Source organism: Pseudomonas kielensis (assembly GCF_030505375.1).
Classification (GTDB): domain Bacteria; phylum Pseudomonadota; class Gammaproteobacteria; order Pseudomonadales; family Pseudomonadaceae; genus Aquipseudomonas; species Aquipseudomonas kielensis.
Genome location: NZ_CP130043.1, coordinates 5,079,271 through 5,093,902, shown reverse-complemented (window position 1 = coordinate 5,093,902; position 14,632 = coordinate 5,079,271). Strand labels below are relative to the sequence as shown.

Annotated in this window: 11 protein-coding genes; 10 read left to right on the top strand and 1 reads right to left on the bottom strand. The window is 63.8% G+C overall.

All coding sequences use genetic code 11. The features are described 5' to 3' along the window. Window positions 1-79: 79 nt before the first annotated feature. The 4 genes from Q1W70_RS23730 to Q1W70_RS23715 are packed head-to-tail and all read left to right on the top strand — an operon-like array spanning window position 80 to window position 3,403. On the top strand, window positions 80-1,411 hold the full coding sequence (locus tag Q1W70_RS23730) for an MFS transporter (protein ID WP_166590968.1): 1,332 nt from the start codon (window positions 80-82) through the stop codon (window positions 1,409-1,411). After that, window positions 1,408-2,073: a DsbA family oxidoreductase gene (locus Q1W70_RS23725; RefSeq protein WP_302098135.1), complete on the top strand. Its 666-nt coding sequence runs from the start codon at window positions 1,408-1,410 to the stop codon at window positions 2,071-2,073. Before Q1W70_RS23730 ends, Q1W70_RS23725 begins: the two co-directional genes overlap by 4 nt. Next, window positions 2,070-2,396 (top strand): Rieske (2Fe-2S) protein, encoded by a 327-nt coding sequence (locus Q1W70_RS23720; protein ID WP_166590970.1) that lies wholly within the window; start codon window positions 2,070-2,072, stop codon window positions 2,394-2,396. The genes Q1W70_RS23725 and Q1W70_RS23720 overlap by 4 nt, the downstream gene beginning before the upstream one ends. Then, window positions 2,393-3,403: a YeiH family protein gene (locus Q1W70_RS23715; protein WP_166590971.1), complete on the top strand. Its 1,011-nt coding sequence runs from the start codon at window positions 2,393-2,395 to the stop codon at window positions 3,401-3,403. The genes Q1W70_RS23720 and Q1W70_RS23715 overlap by 4 nt, the downstream gene beginning before the upstream one ends. 211 nt (window positions 3,404-3,614) lie before the next feature. Here Q1W70_RS23715 and Q1W70_RS23710 read toward each other — a convergent pair whose 3' ends face one another. Next, entirely contained in the window at window positions 3,615-4,652 is a 1,038-nt protein-coding gene (locus tag Q1W70_RS23710; protein WP_166590972.1) for an AraC family transcriptional regulator, read from the bottom strand. 354 nt (window positions 4,653-5,006) lie between these two features. Between Q1W70_RS23710 and Q1W70_RS23705 the strand changes: the two genes are divergently transcribed. From Q1W70_RS23705 to Q1W70_RS23680, 6 genes are all read left to right on the top strand, one after another. After that, window positions 5,007-5,573, top strand: coding sequence for an RBBP9/YdeN family alpha/beta hydrolase (locus Q1W70_RS23705; protein ID WP_166590973.1), 567 nt, complete (start codon window positions 5,007-5,009; stop codon window positions 5,571-5,573). A 129-nt stretch (window positions 5,574-5,702) separates the two neighbouring features. Further along, a complete protein-coding gene (locus Q1W70_RS23700; protein ID WP_302098132.1) occupies window positions 5,703-7,715 on the top strand; it encodes a DUF1302 domain-containing protein in 2,013 nt (670 codons plus the stop codon). A gap of 40 nt (window positions 7,716-7,755) precedes the next feature. Continuing rightward, complete coding sequence (locus Q1W70_RS23695; protein ID WP_166590975.1) at window positions 7,756-9,114, top strand: DUF1329 domain-containing protein; 1,359 nt, start codon at window positions 7,756-7,758, stop codon at window positions 9,112-9,114. A gap of 76 nt (window positions 9,115-9,190) precedes the next feature. After that, a complete protein-coding gene (locus Q1W70_RS23690; protein WP_302098131.1) occupies window positions 9,191-10,264 on the top strand; it encodes a WD40/YVTN/BNR-like repeat-containing protein in 1,074 nt (357 codons plus the stop codon). 31 nt (window positions 10,265-10,295) lie between these two features. Then, complete coding sequence (locus Q1W70_RS23685; protein ID WP_166590977.1) at window positions 10,296-12,845, top strand: efflux RND transporter permease subunit; 2,550 nt, start codon at window positions 10,296-10,298, stop codon at window positions 12,843-12,845. Next, entirely contained in the window at window positions 12,838-14,616 is a 1,779-nt protein-coding gene (locus Q1W70_RS23680; RefSeq protein ID WP_166590978.1) for an acyl-CoA dehydrogenase C-terminal domain-containing protein, read from the top strand. The genes Q1W70_RS23685 and Q1W70_RS23680 overlap by 8 nt, the downstream gene beginning before the upstream one ends. Window positions 14,617-14,632 lie beyond the last annotated feature (16 nt).

Here is a 14,632-nt window from a genome sequence, read left to right as displayed (position 1 = left end):
GGGAAGTCCAAGGCTTCCCCCGCGCTGCGTTGCTACAAGCTCGATAACAACAATTACAACAATGTTTCGAGGAGGCTGAATGGCCTTTCATCCCATTGCCGCAGACGATGACGACGCCAGTGGTGTCGGTGTTGCGCGCAAATATGCCTGGATCGTCTTTGCCCTGACGTTCGGCCTGTTGATTTCCGATTACATGTCGCGCCAGGTGCTTAACGCGGTCTTCCCGATGCTCAAGGGCGAGTGGGCCCTGAGTGACGGCCAGTTGGGGCTACTCAGCGGTATTGTGGCGCTGATGGTCGGCTTGCTGACATTCCCATTGTCGCTGATGGCGGACCGCTTCGGTCGGGTCAAGAGCCTGGCGTTGATGGCGCTGTTGTGGAGCCTGGCAACCCTGGGTTGCGCGTTGGCCCAGGACTATCAGCAGATGTTCATTGCCCGCTTCATGGTGGGCGTGGGCGAGGCGGCCTACGGCAGCGTGGGGATCGCCGTGGTGATCTCGGTGTTTCCCAAGCACCTGCGTGCCACCCTGGCCAGTGCGTTCATGGCCGGCGGCATGTTTGGTTCGGTGCTGGGCATGGCCCTGGGCGGTGCCATTGCGGCCAAGCTGGGCTGGCGCTGGTCGTTTGCCGGCATGGCGTTGTTTGGCCTGGTGCTGGCGGTGCTGTACCCGATCATCGTCAAGGAGGCACGCATTGCGCCACAACGGGCCAACCAGGCAGCGAACAAGGTCGCCGCGGCGGTCAAGCGGCCGCTGCGTACCCTGTGCTCCAGCCCGTCGGTGATTGCTGCCTATATCGGCAGTGGCTTGCAATTGTTCGTCGGCGGCACGGTGATTGTGTGGATGCCCAGCTACCTCAACCGTTACTACGACATGGCCACCGACAAGGCCGGTGGCGTCGCGGCGATCATCGTGTTGTGCAGCGGCGCCGGGATGATCCTGTGCGGCATGCTCAGCGATCGCCTGTGCCGGCAATCGGCGCAACGCAAGGTGTCCCTGGCCATCGCCTATTGCCTGGGCAGTTGCCTGCTGCTGTCGGCGGCGTTCGCCTTGCCGCCGGGTCCTGCCCAGTTGCTGCTGATCTGCCTGGGGATGCTGATTGCGGCCGGGACGACCGGTCCTGCCGGGGCCATGGTTGCCAACCTGACCCATTACTCGGTGCATGGTACGGCCTTTGCCACATTGACCCTGGCCAACAACTTGCTCGGCCTGGCCCCGGGGCCATTCATCACCGGCAAGGTGTCGGATGTGATCGGCCTGCAAGCGGCGTTTCAACTGGTGCCACTGGTGAGCATCGCGGCGGCGGCGGTGTTCTTTTACGCCAAGTGTCACTACCACAAGGATATTGCCCGGCTTCAGGGCGAACAGGTCGACGATTCGGTTGGCCATGCGGTTGTAGAGGTGAAAGTGTGAGTGCTCGTTTACAGATTGATGTGTTTTTCGATTTCATCTGCCCCTGGTGCCTGATCGGCAAGCGCCAGCTGGAGCGGGCCCGGGCGCTGCTGCTCAGCCAGCAACCCGAGGTGCAAGTCATTGTTCAGTGGCACGGCGTGCAACTGTTGCCCCACATGCCGGTCGGCGGGCAGCCCTTCGCCGAGTTCTACAGCCACCGCCTGGGCAGTGCCGAAGCCGTCAGCCAACGCCAGGCCCAGGTCAAGCAGGCGGCGGAGGCGGTGGGGGTGGACATCGATTTCAGCCGCATCGCGACCATGCCCAATACCGCCGATGCCCACCGTTTGCTGGAACGGGCCAGTCAACTGGGCTCGCCAGCGCAGCGTGATGCCTTGCTGGAGCGCTTTTATGGCGCCTACTTCCAGCAGGGTGATGACCTGGGATGCCGGCAGACCCTGCTGGCCATCGCCCAGGACTGCGGATTCGAGGCCGCGGCGGTCGAGGACTGTCTGCGTGGCGATGGCCAGGCGTTTGTCGGCAATGGCGCCGGCGCCGCCAGCGGTGTGCCGTGTTTTCAGTTCGATGGCCGACTGACGGTGGTTGGCGCGCAGCCGGCCGAAGCCCTGCTGGGCGCGATGCACGAAGCCCTGCTGGAAAGCGCGCGTGAGCGGCAGCCGGCATGAGCCGGCGGGTCCCTGTGCCTGCCGGAAAATTCCCGCAGGCAGGCGCTCGCGCACTGCTGGAACTGGAGGGTAAAAGCCTGGCGCTGTTCAACGTCGACGGCGAGCTGCTGGTGATTGACGACAGCTGTCCCCATCAGGGCGCGTCGTTGTGTGGCGGGCGCCTTGAGGGGCGGGTGATTCAATGCTGCGCCCACGGCCTGCGCTTCGATCTGCGCACGGGCTACCTGCTCAATTCCACCGCACTCAAGGTGGCCCAGTATCCGGTCGAGGTCATCGACGGCCGGGCATTCATCGTTTTCCCTTGCGAGGAGTCCGCGCCATGAGCGCCATCGCCCTTACCCGTATTCATAGCCGCACCCGCGAGCTGGCGCCGGGATTTGTGGTCAGCCTGATCGTCGCCGCGGCGGCGTCGTTCCTGTCCGAGCACTACGGTGCGCCGGTCATGCTGTTTGCCTTGCTGCTGGGCATGGCCCTGAACTTTCTTGCGGGTGAAGGAACCTGCAAGGCCGGTATCGAGTTCACCGCCCGTACCGTGTTGCGCATTGGCGTGGCCTTGCTGGGCATGCGCATCACCCTGGAACAGATTGCCGCGCTGGGCTGGAAACCGGTGGCCCTGGTGGTGATTCTGGTGGTGGTGACCATCGGTGTCTCGGTAATCGCCGCCAAGGCCCTGGGGTTCCAGCGCCTGTTCGGCATGCTCACCGGTGGCGCCACCGCAATCTGCGGCGCCTCGGCGGCCCTGGCGCTGGCGGCGGCCTTGCCCAACCACCCGCAGAAAGAACGGGCCACGCTGTTCACGGTGATCGGCGTCTCGGCGTTGTCGACCCTGGCGATGATCCTGTACCCGATGATCGCCAATTGGCTGGAGTTGTCGCCGCAAGTGGCCGGGGTGTTCCTGGGGGCAACCATCCACGATGTCGCCCAGGTGGTAGGGGCCGGCTACAGCATGTCGACCGAGACGGGGGATACCGCCACGGTGATCAAGTTGATGCGCGTGGCCATGCTCCTGCCGGTGATCGTCTGTGCGGCCATGGTCACCCGCATGCAAGGCGCCGACCCCACGGGCAAGCGCCCGCCGTTGTTGCCCTGGTTTGCCGTGGGCTTCCTGTTGCTGGCCTGTATCAACAGCACCGGCTGGGTCGCCCCGGTGGTGCAGGGCACGGTCAATGAACTGTCACGCTGGTGCCTGGTGGTGTCCATCAGCGCCCTGGGGATGAAGACCCAGCTCAAGGAGCTGGCTGCGGTGGGGATCAAGCCGATCCTGCTGATGGTGGGGGAGACGGTGTTCCTGGTGGTGTTGGTGCTGTTGTTGCTGCACTGGGGGTTGTAACGCCTGCGCAAAGCTCTCGACCGGTGCCACAAGCGTCGGTTTTTTCGGCGGTGACTGTGCCAGCGGTCGCCGTTTTTTTTTGCCCAGATATCCAACTATGTTGGCTGTGCTGGCCCCATCGCGGGCAAGCCCGCTCCCACGGGGGCTCATACCTGTGGGAGTGTGCTTGCCCGCGATGACGGTCCAGAGCGTACTCAGCCCGTGCCGGCGCCTACAGTTCTCCGGGGAGGTCGGTCGGCAGTTTGTTGCCCTGCTTTTGCGCGCTGCGCCATGCCGCCGGGGGCATGCCGAATTGGGTGATGAACCAGCGGGTGAAGGAACTGGCCATGGAGTAGCCGAGCATGTCGGCGATGCGTCCCAGGGAGTAGTTCGGGTTGTCCAGGTAACGCAGCACCAGGTCGCGCCGGACCTCGTTGATCAGGTCGTTGAAGGCGCAGCCATCTTCCTTGAGCCGGCGCTGCAGGGTGCGTACGTTCATGCCCTGGGTCTGGGCGATCTGCTCGATGGTCGCGCGGCCCATGGGTAGCAACAGATAGATCGCCTTGCGCACCTCGAACAACATCGAGGCGCCCTCGTGGCTCAGCAACGAATCGAGGTAGCTCTGGGCGTAGCGGGCCATGGCCGGGTCGGCATGGGGGTTGGTCATGTCGAGGCTGGCGTCGGAACACACAATTCCGTTGAACTCGCTGCCGAACTCCAGGGTGCAGCCGAACAGCCGCCGATGCAGTTGCAGGTTGTCGGGAGGCTGGTGGGTGAAGTTGACGCTGTAGGGGTGCCAATGGCTGCCCAGCAGGGCGGCGCACAGGCGGAACATCACCCCGATCGCCAGCTCGGTGGCCTGGCGCGAAGGCATGGGTGTCTCGGTGACCACTTCTTCGCGAATGAGCACCATCTTGCCGGCTTCTTCGATGAAAATCGCCAGCGAATCGTTCATCAGGTGGCGATAGTGCACCACCACTTGCAGGGCATCGCGCAAGGTCCGCTGGTGGCTGAGCAGCAGGCTGACCACGCCGAAGTCCGAAAGCTGGCGCGACTCGGCCATGCTCAGGCCGAAGCTCTGGCAGCCACTGGCCGCAGCCGAGTCTTCCAGCAGGCGCACGGCGGCATCGATCGGGATGCGCTGTTCCGGGGCGAGCAACTGGGCGCGGCTGAGGCCGACCCCGGCCATCACATCGCGTGGGTTGAACCCTAGGTACTGGGTGACTTCCAGGTAGTTGGTCAAGACGGCGGCGCGAACAAGCTTGGTCATGCGGAAGTCTTTCCTGAGCCGATTGCGATGGAAGCGAGCGGGGCGACTATATCCAGCACCTGATCAATTGAACAGTTTTGAAGTCAGCAATAGTCTGCCGCCGATTGTGCCCCGGGGCAGGTACGCTGACACCCGCCATCGGCGTCCACCCCTTGATTACAGTGGCCTGGCGCGCATCTGTCGAGTTTTGTGACCAACGGTCGTGCCGTCGCCCTGGCGGCAAATTTGTCATCAAAAGAAAAGTCACTGACGTCCAATGAAAAGCGTCGGGGGTAGGCGCTCTTTAATGTCAGCACTACAAAAAGCTTCTGGCGATAGAGCCAGTCGAGTCATCGAGAAAGCGTAGGTGTTGAAGTGGATAAACTGCAGACTGCCGCAACCGTTTTGATCGTACCGGGCTTGCGCGACCACGTTGCCGAGCATTGGCAAACGTTGCTTGCCGAGCAACTTTGCAAGGTGCGCAGCGTTCCCCCACTGACCACCGACAAACTGGACTGCGCCAAGCGCGTCGAGGCGATCCAGCACGCGCTGGAGCAGATCGACGGGCCGGTGATCCTGGTGGCCCACAGTGCCGGTGTGCTGATGGTTGCGCACTGGGCCGCCCGCCACACCCGCGCGATCAAGGGCGCCCTGTTGGTCGCACCACCGGACCTCGATGCCGCCTGGCCGCAAGGCTATCCGTCCCCCGAAACCTTGCGCACCCAAGGCTGGGACCCGCTACCCAATGGCCCGCTGCCGTTTCGCAGCCTGGTAGCCGCCAGCACCAATGATCACCTGGCCAGCCTCCAGGCCGTGCAACGCATGGCCCAGGGCTGGGGCGCCGAACTGCGCAACGTCGGCGCCGTCGGTCATCTCAACCCGGCTGCGGGCTTCGGCCCCTGGCCACAGGCCTACACCCTGATCCAGGAACTGGATCGTTAGTTCAGGCACCGCAAGACCCCGAGTCAACCGGCCAAGGCCCTCATTGCTGATCAGCGTCAACCCCTGGAACAAGGGGTGACGAGAGGGCGGCTGCGCTTAAAACAACTACAAAAAGGCGGAGACACGTTAATGCACAACAATAAGAGTCACGGCTTCACCCCATCGCGTTACACCTTGCTGGCCTCAGCCATCCTCGCCGCCAGCATGCCGGTCGCCCACGGTTTCGAGCTCGATACGGGGAACCCGGACTGGACCGCGCGTCTGGACAACACCGTCAAGTACAACTACGGGGTGCGCACTGAAAGTGCCGACAAACGCATGTTGGCGACGCCCAACAACAACGATGGCGACTACAACTTTCGCAAGGCCGGTACCAACATCAGCAACCGGATCGACCTGTTGACCGAGATGGACGTGGTCTACAAGAACAGCATGGGCTTTCGGGTCAGCGCCGCCAGCTGGTACGACAAGGCCTATGAAAACGTTGGCTCGAACTCCAATCCGTTCGTCAACGGCAACGATGCACGCTCCGGCCTGGTGGCCAATGACCCGCGCCTGGCGGGCGTCACCGGCGACAATGTCGGCAACGGCAGCCCGCACCTGAGCAACTACGCCCAGCGTTACTACACCGGACCGTCCGGGGAAATCCTCGACGCCTTCGTGTTCTACAGCACCGAAGTGGGCGAAGAGTCGTTGCTCAGCGTCAAGGCCGGCCAGCACAACGTATTCTGGGGCGAAACCCTGCTCAACCCGGTGCACTCGGTCAGCTACGGCCAGTCGGGCCTGGACCTGGCCAAACTGTCGGCGTCGCCGGGCACTGAGGCCAAGGAGCTGTTCGTTCCGCGTAACCAGCTGTCGATGTCGTTCACCGTGAACCCGGAACTGACCGTCGGCGCGCAGTACTTCCTCGATTGGGACGCCGCCCGCTTGCCGGAAGCCGGCACCTACTATGGCGGTTCCGACCTGGTGGGTTTCGGCGCGCAATCGTTCCTGCTCGGCAACACCAACTCCGTGGTCCCGGGCAGCCCGCTGGGCTGTGGCCTGGCACCGTGCAACGGGTTGACCAACGTGCGTCGCGGGCATGACCTGACGCCGGGCAGCAGCGGTGACTGGGGGGTGATGGCCAAATGGTCTCCGGCTTGGCTGGACGGGACCCTCGGCGCCTACTACCGCAACACCTCGGACATCCTGCCGCAAGCCTGGTTGAACGCCACCGGGCTGACCTCGGCCAACCCCAACGGCACCCGTCCAGCCGGGCAGGTGCCGGCCGTGGTCAACACCCTCAACTCGTTGAGCACCAGTACCTACCAAATGGCCTATGCCGACAACATCCGGGTGTTCGGCCTGAGTCTGTCCAAGGATGTGGGCGGGGTGAGCGTGGGTTCGGACCTGAACATCCGCCACAACATGCCGCTGGCGAGTATTCCGGCGATTGTCAGTTCTTCGGGGCCGCTGGGCCTGGGCGCCGGCCTTGGCCTGTTGCCGGCCCGTACTGCCGCCACCGGTGTGGTCTATGACGCCCCGAGCCGGGGCGACAGCATGAGCGCCACCGGTGACACCTTGCACTGGACCCTCAACGGTCTGATGAGCCTGCCGAAAACCCCGCTGTTCGACTCGGCCAACCTGCTCGCCGAGCTGTACTACAGCAACCTGCTCAAGCTCGATGACAAAAACGAAGCGCTGTACAAGGGCAACGGCAGCTATCGTGGAATTGATGCGCCGACCCGCGACAACTGGGGTCTTGCCGTCAACTTCACGCCCACCTGGTACCAGGTGTTCCCGGGGGTCGACCTCAACATGCCGCTGTCGGTCAACGTCGGGCTGGACGGTGTATCGCCTGTCTCCGGCGGCGGCGCCAAGGACACCGGCAACTACGCCGTGGGCGTCGGCGCCGTGGCGTACAACAAATACTTTGTCGACCTCAAGTACGTCGATTCCTTCGGCAAGTCCGACAAGTGTGACAACAGCGGTTCGAGCACCGGCGCAGCCAATGCCGGCAGCGGCGACGGCTCGACTCCGAATGCCTTCAGCGGTAACGAAAACTACGCCTGTTATGGCGGGGGCTACTCAGCCTTTTCCGGTGGCGGAGCCACTACCGAAGACCGTGGCGCTCTGTACCTGACGATGAAAACCACGTTTTAACTCACGAATCGCTGACTCGAGTCAGCAGGAGAATAACAAGATGAAATTCGTGCACACCGTGTTGGCTGCCTCACTGGCCCTGGTCATCGCCGGCCAGGCCCAAGCCGCCGTCTCCGCCCAGGAAGCCGCCAAGCTGGGCAGCAGCCTGACCCTGATCGGGGCGGAAAAGGCCGGCAATGCCGATGGCTCGATTCCCGCCTACAGCGGCGGCCTGACCACGCCACCGGCCAGCTTCAAGGCCGGCGACAGCATGCGTCCGGACCCTTTTGCCGATGAAAAGCCGGTGCTGGTGATCGACGGCAAGAATGCCGAGCAGTACAAGGGCGCGCTGACGGCAACCACCCTGGAGCTGGCCAAGCGTTTCCCCAGCTTTCACGTCAACGTCTACCCGACCCACCGCACCGTCACCTTGCCCAAGGCCGTGCTGGACAACGGCGTGAAGAACGCCACCGGTGCCAAGTCCCTGGAAGGCGGCCTGGCCATCGACAACGTGCTGCCTGGCGTGCCGTTCCCGATCCCGCAGTCGGGCAATGAGGCGATGTGGAACTTCCTGCTGCGCTACCAGGGGGTCAACATCAACTCCAAGTACGACTCCTGGAACGTCGATTCCGCCGGCGTGGCGAGCCTGGCGACCACCGGCCAGGCAATGATTTCCTACCCGATCTACGAAAACCTCGCGCAACCGATCAGCAGTGCCGACGTGTACTACCAGATGAAGCTGTCGTACACCGGTCCTGCGCGCCGGGCCGGCGAAGCGGTAATGCTCAAGGACGCCGCCAACCCGCTGCAACAACCCCGTCGCGCCTGGCAATACCTGCCTGGCCAGCGTCGGGTCAAGCTGGCCCCGAACCTGGCCTATGACACACCGAACCCGGGCACGGCCGGCGCGGGCACCTACGACGATGTGTTCGTGTTCAACGGGGCCCTGGACCGCTACGACTGGAAGCTGGTGGGCAAGCAGGAAATGATCGTGCCCTACAACACCTACAAACTGACCTACGCCCAGGATCCGAAGTCGCTGACCACCCCCAATCACCTGGCACCGGATTATGTGCGCTGGGAAAAACACCGGGTGTGGGTCGTCGAGGGCAACCTCAAGGCCGGCGCCCGGCACATCTACCAGAAACGCCGCTTCTACCTCGATGAAGACAGCTGGACCGCTCTGGCCTCAGACCAGTACGACGCCCGTGGCCAACTGTATCGCGGCTCCTTCGCGTTCCTCAGCCAGAGCTATGACAAGCAGATCCCGGACTCCACGCCTTTCATGATCTACGACCTGGTCGGTGGCTCCTACAACATCAACGGTGTGGTCGGCCCTTACGGCGGCATCAAGTACATCGAGCCGCTCTCCAAGGCGCAGTGGTCGCCGGAGTCCCTGGCAGGTTCGGGCATTCGCTGATCGGCAAGGACGCCAGGTGTCAACGCCAGGCCACACGGTTGTGTGGCCTGGCGCAGTTTTCCGAAGAGGACGCGGTATGGGTTCGTACAAAAAGTACCTGCAAGTGGCGCTGGGCGCCGTGCTTGCCGTCAGCCAGGGCCTGACATGGGCCGCTGGCTACGTCGATGTCCTGGACTTGCCAGCCAAGGCCAGCCCGCTGGCGGTGCGCAGCCCGTTGTCAGGCATGGCGCGGGCTGGCGAGCGGCTGATCGCGGTCGGCCAGCGTGGCCATGTTCTGTATTCCGATGACAGCGGCACCCACTGGCAACAAGCCGTGGTGCCGGTGAGCGCCGATCTCAACGCGGTGAGTTTTCCATCGCCCTCGCAAGGCTGGGCGGTGGGGAACGACGGCGTGGTGTTGCACAGCAGCGATGCCGGGGCGAGCTGGAGCAAACAACTGGACGGGCGCCAGATCGGCGCCTTGCTGGTCAAGCACTACGGCGACCTGGCCAGGGCCGAACCGGCTAACGAGCGCTGGGCGCAACTGGCAGACGAAGGCCAGCGCATGGTGGAGCAGGGCGCCGACAAGCCATTGCTCGACGTCTGGTTCGCCAACGATCAACTCGGTTATGTGGTCGGTGTGTTCAACCTGATCCTGCGCACCGAGGACGGTGGGTTGACCTGGACACCGTTTCAGGACCGCACCGACAACCCTCAGGGCTTTCACCTGAACGCCATCGCCTCCACCGGCGACGCGCTGTACATCGCCGGCGAGCAAGGCTTGATGTTGCGCTGGGATGAGGCCGGGCAACGCTTCGTCGCCTTGGCCACGCCTTATCAGGGCAGCTTTTTCGGGGTGCTCGGCAAACCCGGCGAGGTGCTTGCCTACGGCTTGCGCGGCAACGTGCTGCGCAGCGTCGATGGCGGCCTGAGCTGGACCCCGCTGGACACCGGCCTGCACGTCAGCATCACCGCTGGCCTGCTCGACGCCAAGGGCCAGTACCGCTTGTTCACCCAGGGTGGGCAGATGCTGCAGAGCCAGGGCGCCGGTGCGCCGTTGCACCTGGTGCCGCAAGCCGAACCCGCCCCGGTGGCCGGTGCCACCCAAGCCGCCAATGGTGCGCTGGTGGTGGTGGGTAGCCGTGGTGCACGGGCGCTGTCCGGCGATTAAGACCTCGAATCCTTAGAGCGAGAACCCAGACATGGGCAATATCAAGCAAGACACCATGCCGGTCATCCGCGACGTGCGTGACTTCGACCAACGCTCCGGCAACCGCCTGGAGCGCCTGGTGTTCAACTACCGGCCGCTGTTCATGCTGCTGATGGCGCTGGCGACGGTGGTGCTGGGCTATATGGCCGCCACGCGCCTGGAACTGCGCCCCAGCTTTGAAAAAATGATTCCCCAGAGCCAGCCCTACATCCAGAACTTCCTGGAGAACCGCCAGTCCCTGCGCGGCCTGGGCAACTCGGTGCGGGTGGTGGTGGAGAACACCCAGGGCGACATCTTCGACCCTGCCTACCTGGACGTGCTCAAGCAGGTCAACGATCAGCTGTTCCTCACCGAAGGCGTCGATCGTGCCTGGATGAAATCGTTGTGGAGCCCGGCCGTACGCTGGACCGAGGTCACCGAGGAAGGCTTCCAGGGTGGCCCGGTGATGCCCGACACCTATGAGGGCAAGCCCGAGCAGATCGAACAGTTGCGGCAGAACATCGCCCGGGCCGGCATCGTCGGCAGCCTGGTGGCCAGTGACTACAAGTCGAGCATGTTGATCATCCCGCTGCTGGACAAGGCCGCCGCCGGTGGCCAGCCGATCAACTACCACGCGTTCTCGCAGATGCTCGAAGAGCAACTGCGCGACAAGATCGAATTTGCCGGCGACAAGGCGGCACGCGCGTCCGGGGAGGAGGGCAAGGGCCCGTACAAGGTGCGGGTGATCGGTTTCGCCAAGCTGATGGGCGACCTGATCGACGGCCTGATCCAGGTGATGATGTTCTTCGGCCTGGCGGTGGTGACCTCGCTGCTGATCATCTACCTCTATACCCGATGCGTGCGCAGCACCTTGCTGGTGGTCGGCTGCTCGCTGATCGCGGTGGTCTGGCAACTGGGCATCGTCGCCTGGCTGGGTTATGCCATCGATCCGTACTCGGTGCTGGTGCCGTTCCTGATCTTCGCCATCGGCGTGTCCCATGCCGCGCAGAAGATGAACGGGATCATGCAAGACATCGCCCGTGGCACCCACAAGCTGATCGCCGCGCGCTACACCTTTCGCCGCCTGTTCATTGCCGGGGTCACCGCACTGCTGGCTGACGCCGTGGGGTTTGCGGTGCTGATGCTGATCGACATTCCGGTGATCAAGGACCTGGCCATCAGCGCCAGCATCGGCGTCGCCGTACTGATCTTTACCTCCTTGTTGCTGATGCCGGTGGCGCTGTCCTATGTCGGTGTCGGCCGCAAGGCAGCCGAGCGTGCCCTGAAAATCGACACCCGGGCCGACGGCCACAAGGGCTTTGGCAAGCTGTGGGACTGGCTCGACCGTTTCACCAGCGCCAAGTGGGCCACGGGGGCGGTGCTGGTGGCCCTGGTGATGGGCATCGGCGGCTTCATGATCAGCTTGCACCTGCAGATCGGCGACCTGGAAAGCGGGGCGCCGGAGCTGCGTGCCGATTCGCGCTACAACCGCGACAACGCCTACATCACCCAGCACTACGCGCTGTCCAGCGATCTGTTCGCGGTGATGATCAAGACCGCTCCCGAAGGCTGCCTGAACTACAAGACCCTGGTGCTCGCCGACCGCCTGGCCTGGGAACTGCAGCAGTCACCGGGCGTGCAGGCGACCACCTCGCTGGTCAATGCCGTGCGCCAGATCACTGCGGGCACTTATGAGGGCAACCCCAAGCTCAACAGCATCCAGCGCAACCAGGACGTGTTGAACTATGCGGCCCAGCAGGCCTCGGTCAATTCCCCGGAACTGTTCAACACCGATTGCTCGCTGATGCCGGTGATTGCCTATCTCAAGGACCACAAGGCCCAGACCCTGGATGAGGTGGTGGCCATCGCCGATAAATTCGCCCGCGACAACAGCAGCGAAGATCGCCAGTTCCTGCTGGCCGCCGGCAGCGCCGGGATCGAGGCGGCCACCAACATTGTGGTGCGCGAAGCCAATCGCAGCATGCTGCTGTATGTCTATGCGGCGGTCACGCTGTTCTGCCTGATTACCTTCCGCAGTTGGCGCGCAACCCTGGTGGCGCTGCTGCCTTTGGTACTGACCTCGATCCTCTGCGAAGCGCTGATGGTGGTCATGGGGATCGGGGTCAAGGTCGCGACCCTGCCGGTGATCGCCCTGGGGGTGGGGATCGGCGTGGACTACGCCTTGTACCTGCTCAGCGTGCAACTGCATTACCAGCGCCAGGGCCTGCCACTGGCCCAGGCCTACCGCAATGCCGTGTCGTTCACCGGTCGGGTCGTGGGCCTGGTGGGCATCACCCTGGCCGCCGGCGTGGTGTGCTGGGTCTGGTCGCCCATCAAGTTCCAGGCGGACATGGGCATCCTGCTGACCTTCATGTTCCTGTGGAACATGCTGGGTGCGCTGATCCTGATTCCGGCCCTGTCGTACTTCCTGCTGCGAGATCCGGCGCTGGAGCGTCGGGTGGCAGCCGAAAACTCCGTGGCCCCCGCCGGTACAACCGACACATCCCAACGTCAGGGTATGCCTGATGCACTGACAACTTGTGAGAAAGCCAACTATGTCTGATTACAAAGCCCCTTTGCGTGACATGCAGTTTGTCCTCAATGAGGTGTTCCAGGTTTCCAGGTTATGGGCGCAATTGCCGGGCCTGGCCGAGGTCATCGATCCAGAGACAGCCGCGGCGATCCTCGAGGAAGCCGGCAAGATCAGCGCGCACGTGATCGCGCCGCTGAACCGCAGCGGTGATGAGCAAGGCTGTGGGTGGGACAACGGCCAGGTGACTGCGCCACAGGGTTTCGCCGAGGCGTACCAGGCGTTTGCCGAAGGCGGTTGGGTGGGCGTTGGCGGCGACCCGCAGTTTGGTGGCATGGGCATGCCCAAGGCGATTTCGGCCCAGGTCGAGGAGATGGTCAACTCCGCCAGCCTGTCGTTTGGCCTGTACCCGATGCTGACGGCCGGCGCCTGCCTGTCGATCAACGCCCACGCCAGCCAGGCGCTCAAGCAACGCTACCTGCCGAACATGTACGCCGGCACCTGGACCGGCTCGATGTGCCTGACCGAAGCCCATGCGGGTACCGACCTGGGGCTGATTCGCACCCGGGCCGAGCCGGCAGCCGATGGCAGCTACCGGATCAGCGGCAGCAAGATCTTCATCACCGGCGGTGAGCACGACCTGACCGAGAACATCATTCACCTGGTGCTGGCGCGACTGCCGGATGCGCCGGCCGGGCCCAAGGGCATTTCGCTGTTCCTGGTGCCCAAGGTGCTGGTCAACGACGATGGCTCCCTGGGCGCCACCAACGCGCTGTCGTGCGGTTCCATCGAACACAAGATGGGCATCAAGGCGTCCCCCACCTGCGTGATGAACTTCGACGGTGCCACCGGCTGGATCGTCGATGCGCCGAACAAGGGCCTAGCCGCGATGTTCACCATGATGAACTACGAGCGCCTGGGCGTAGGTATCCAGGGCCTGGCGTTGGGTGAGCGTTCCTACCAGAACGCGGTGGAGTACGCCCGCGATCGCCTGCAGAGCCGCGCACCCACGGGCCCGCAGGCCACCGAAAAGGCCGCCGACCCGATCATCGTGCACCCGGACGTGCGACGCATGTTGCTGACCATGAAAGCCTTGAACGAGGGCGGCCGGGCGTTTTCCAGCTACGTGGCGCTGCAACTGGACACGGCCAAGTACAGCCAAGACCCGGCAACCCGGACCCGCGCCCAGGAACTGGTGGCTTTGCTGACGCCGGTGGCCAAGGCGTTCCTCACCGACATGGGGCTGGAGACCACGGTGCACGGCCAGCAGGTGTTTGGCGGCCACGGCTACATCCGTGAGTGGGGGCAAGAGCAACTGGTGCGTGATGTGCGGATCACCCAGATCTATGAAGGCACCAACGGCATTCAGTCCCTGGACCTGGCCGGGCGCAAGATTGTCGGCAGCGGCGGGGCGCTGTATCGCGTGTTCGCCGAAGAAATCCGCCATTTCATCGCCAATGCCGGGGCGGACATGGGCAAGTTCTGCAAGCCACTGAGCGCCGCCGTCGACAACCTCGACGAACTGACCGCCTGGCTGCTGGATCGGGCGCAGGACAACCCGAATGAAATCGGCGCGGCCTCGGTGGAGTACCTGCAGGTCTTTGGCTACACCGCCTATGCCTATATGTGGGCGTTGATGGCCCAGGCGGCCATGGGCAAGGCCCATGAGGATGAGTTCTATGCCGGCAAGCTGTGCACCGCGCGTTTCTACTTCGCCCGCCTGTTGCCGCGCATCCATTCACTGAGCGAATCGGTCAGGGCCGGTAGCGCCTGCCTCTATGAACTGCCAGCCGCGCAGTTCTGATTGAACGGACAAGGAA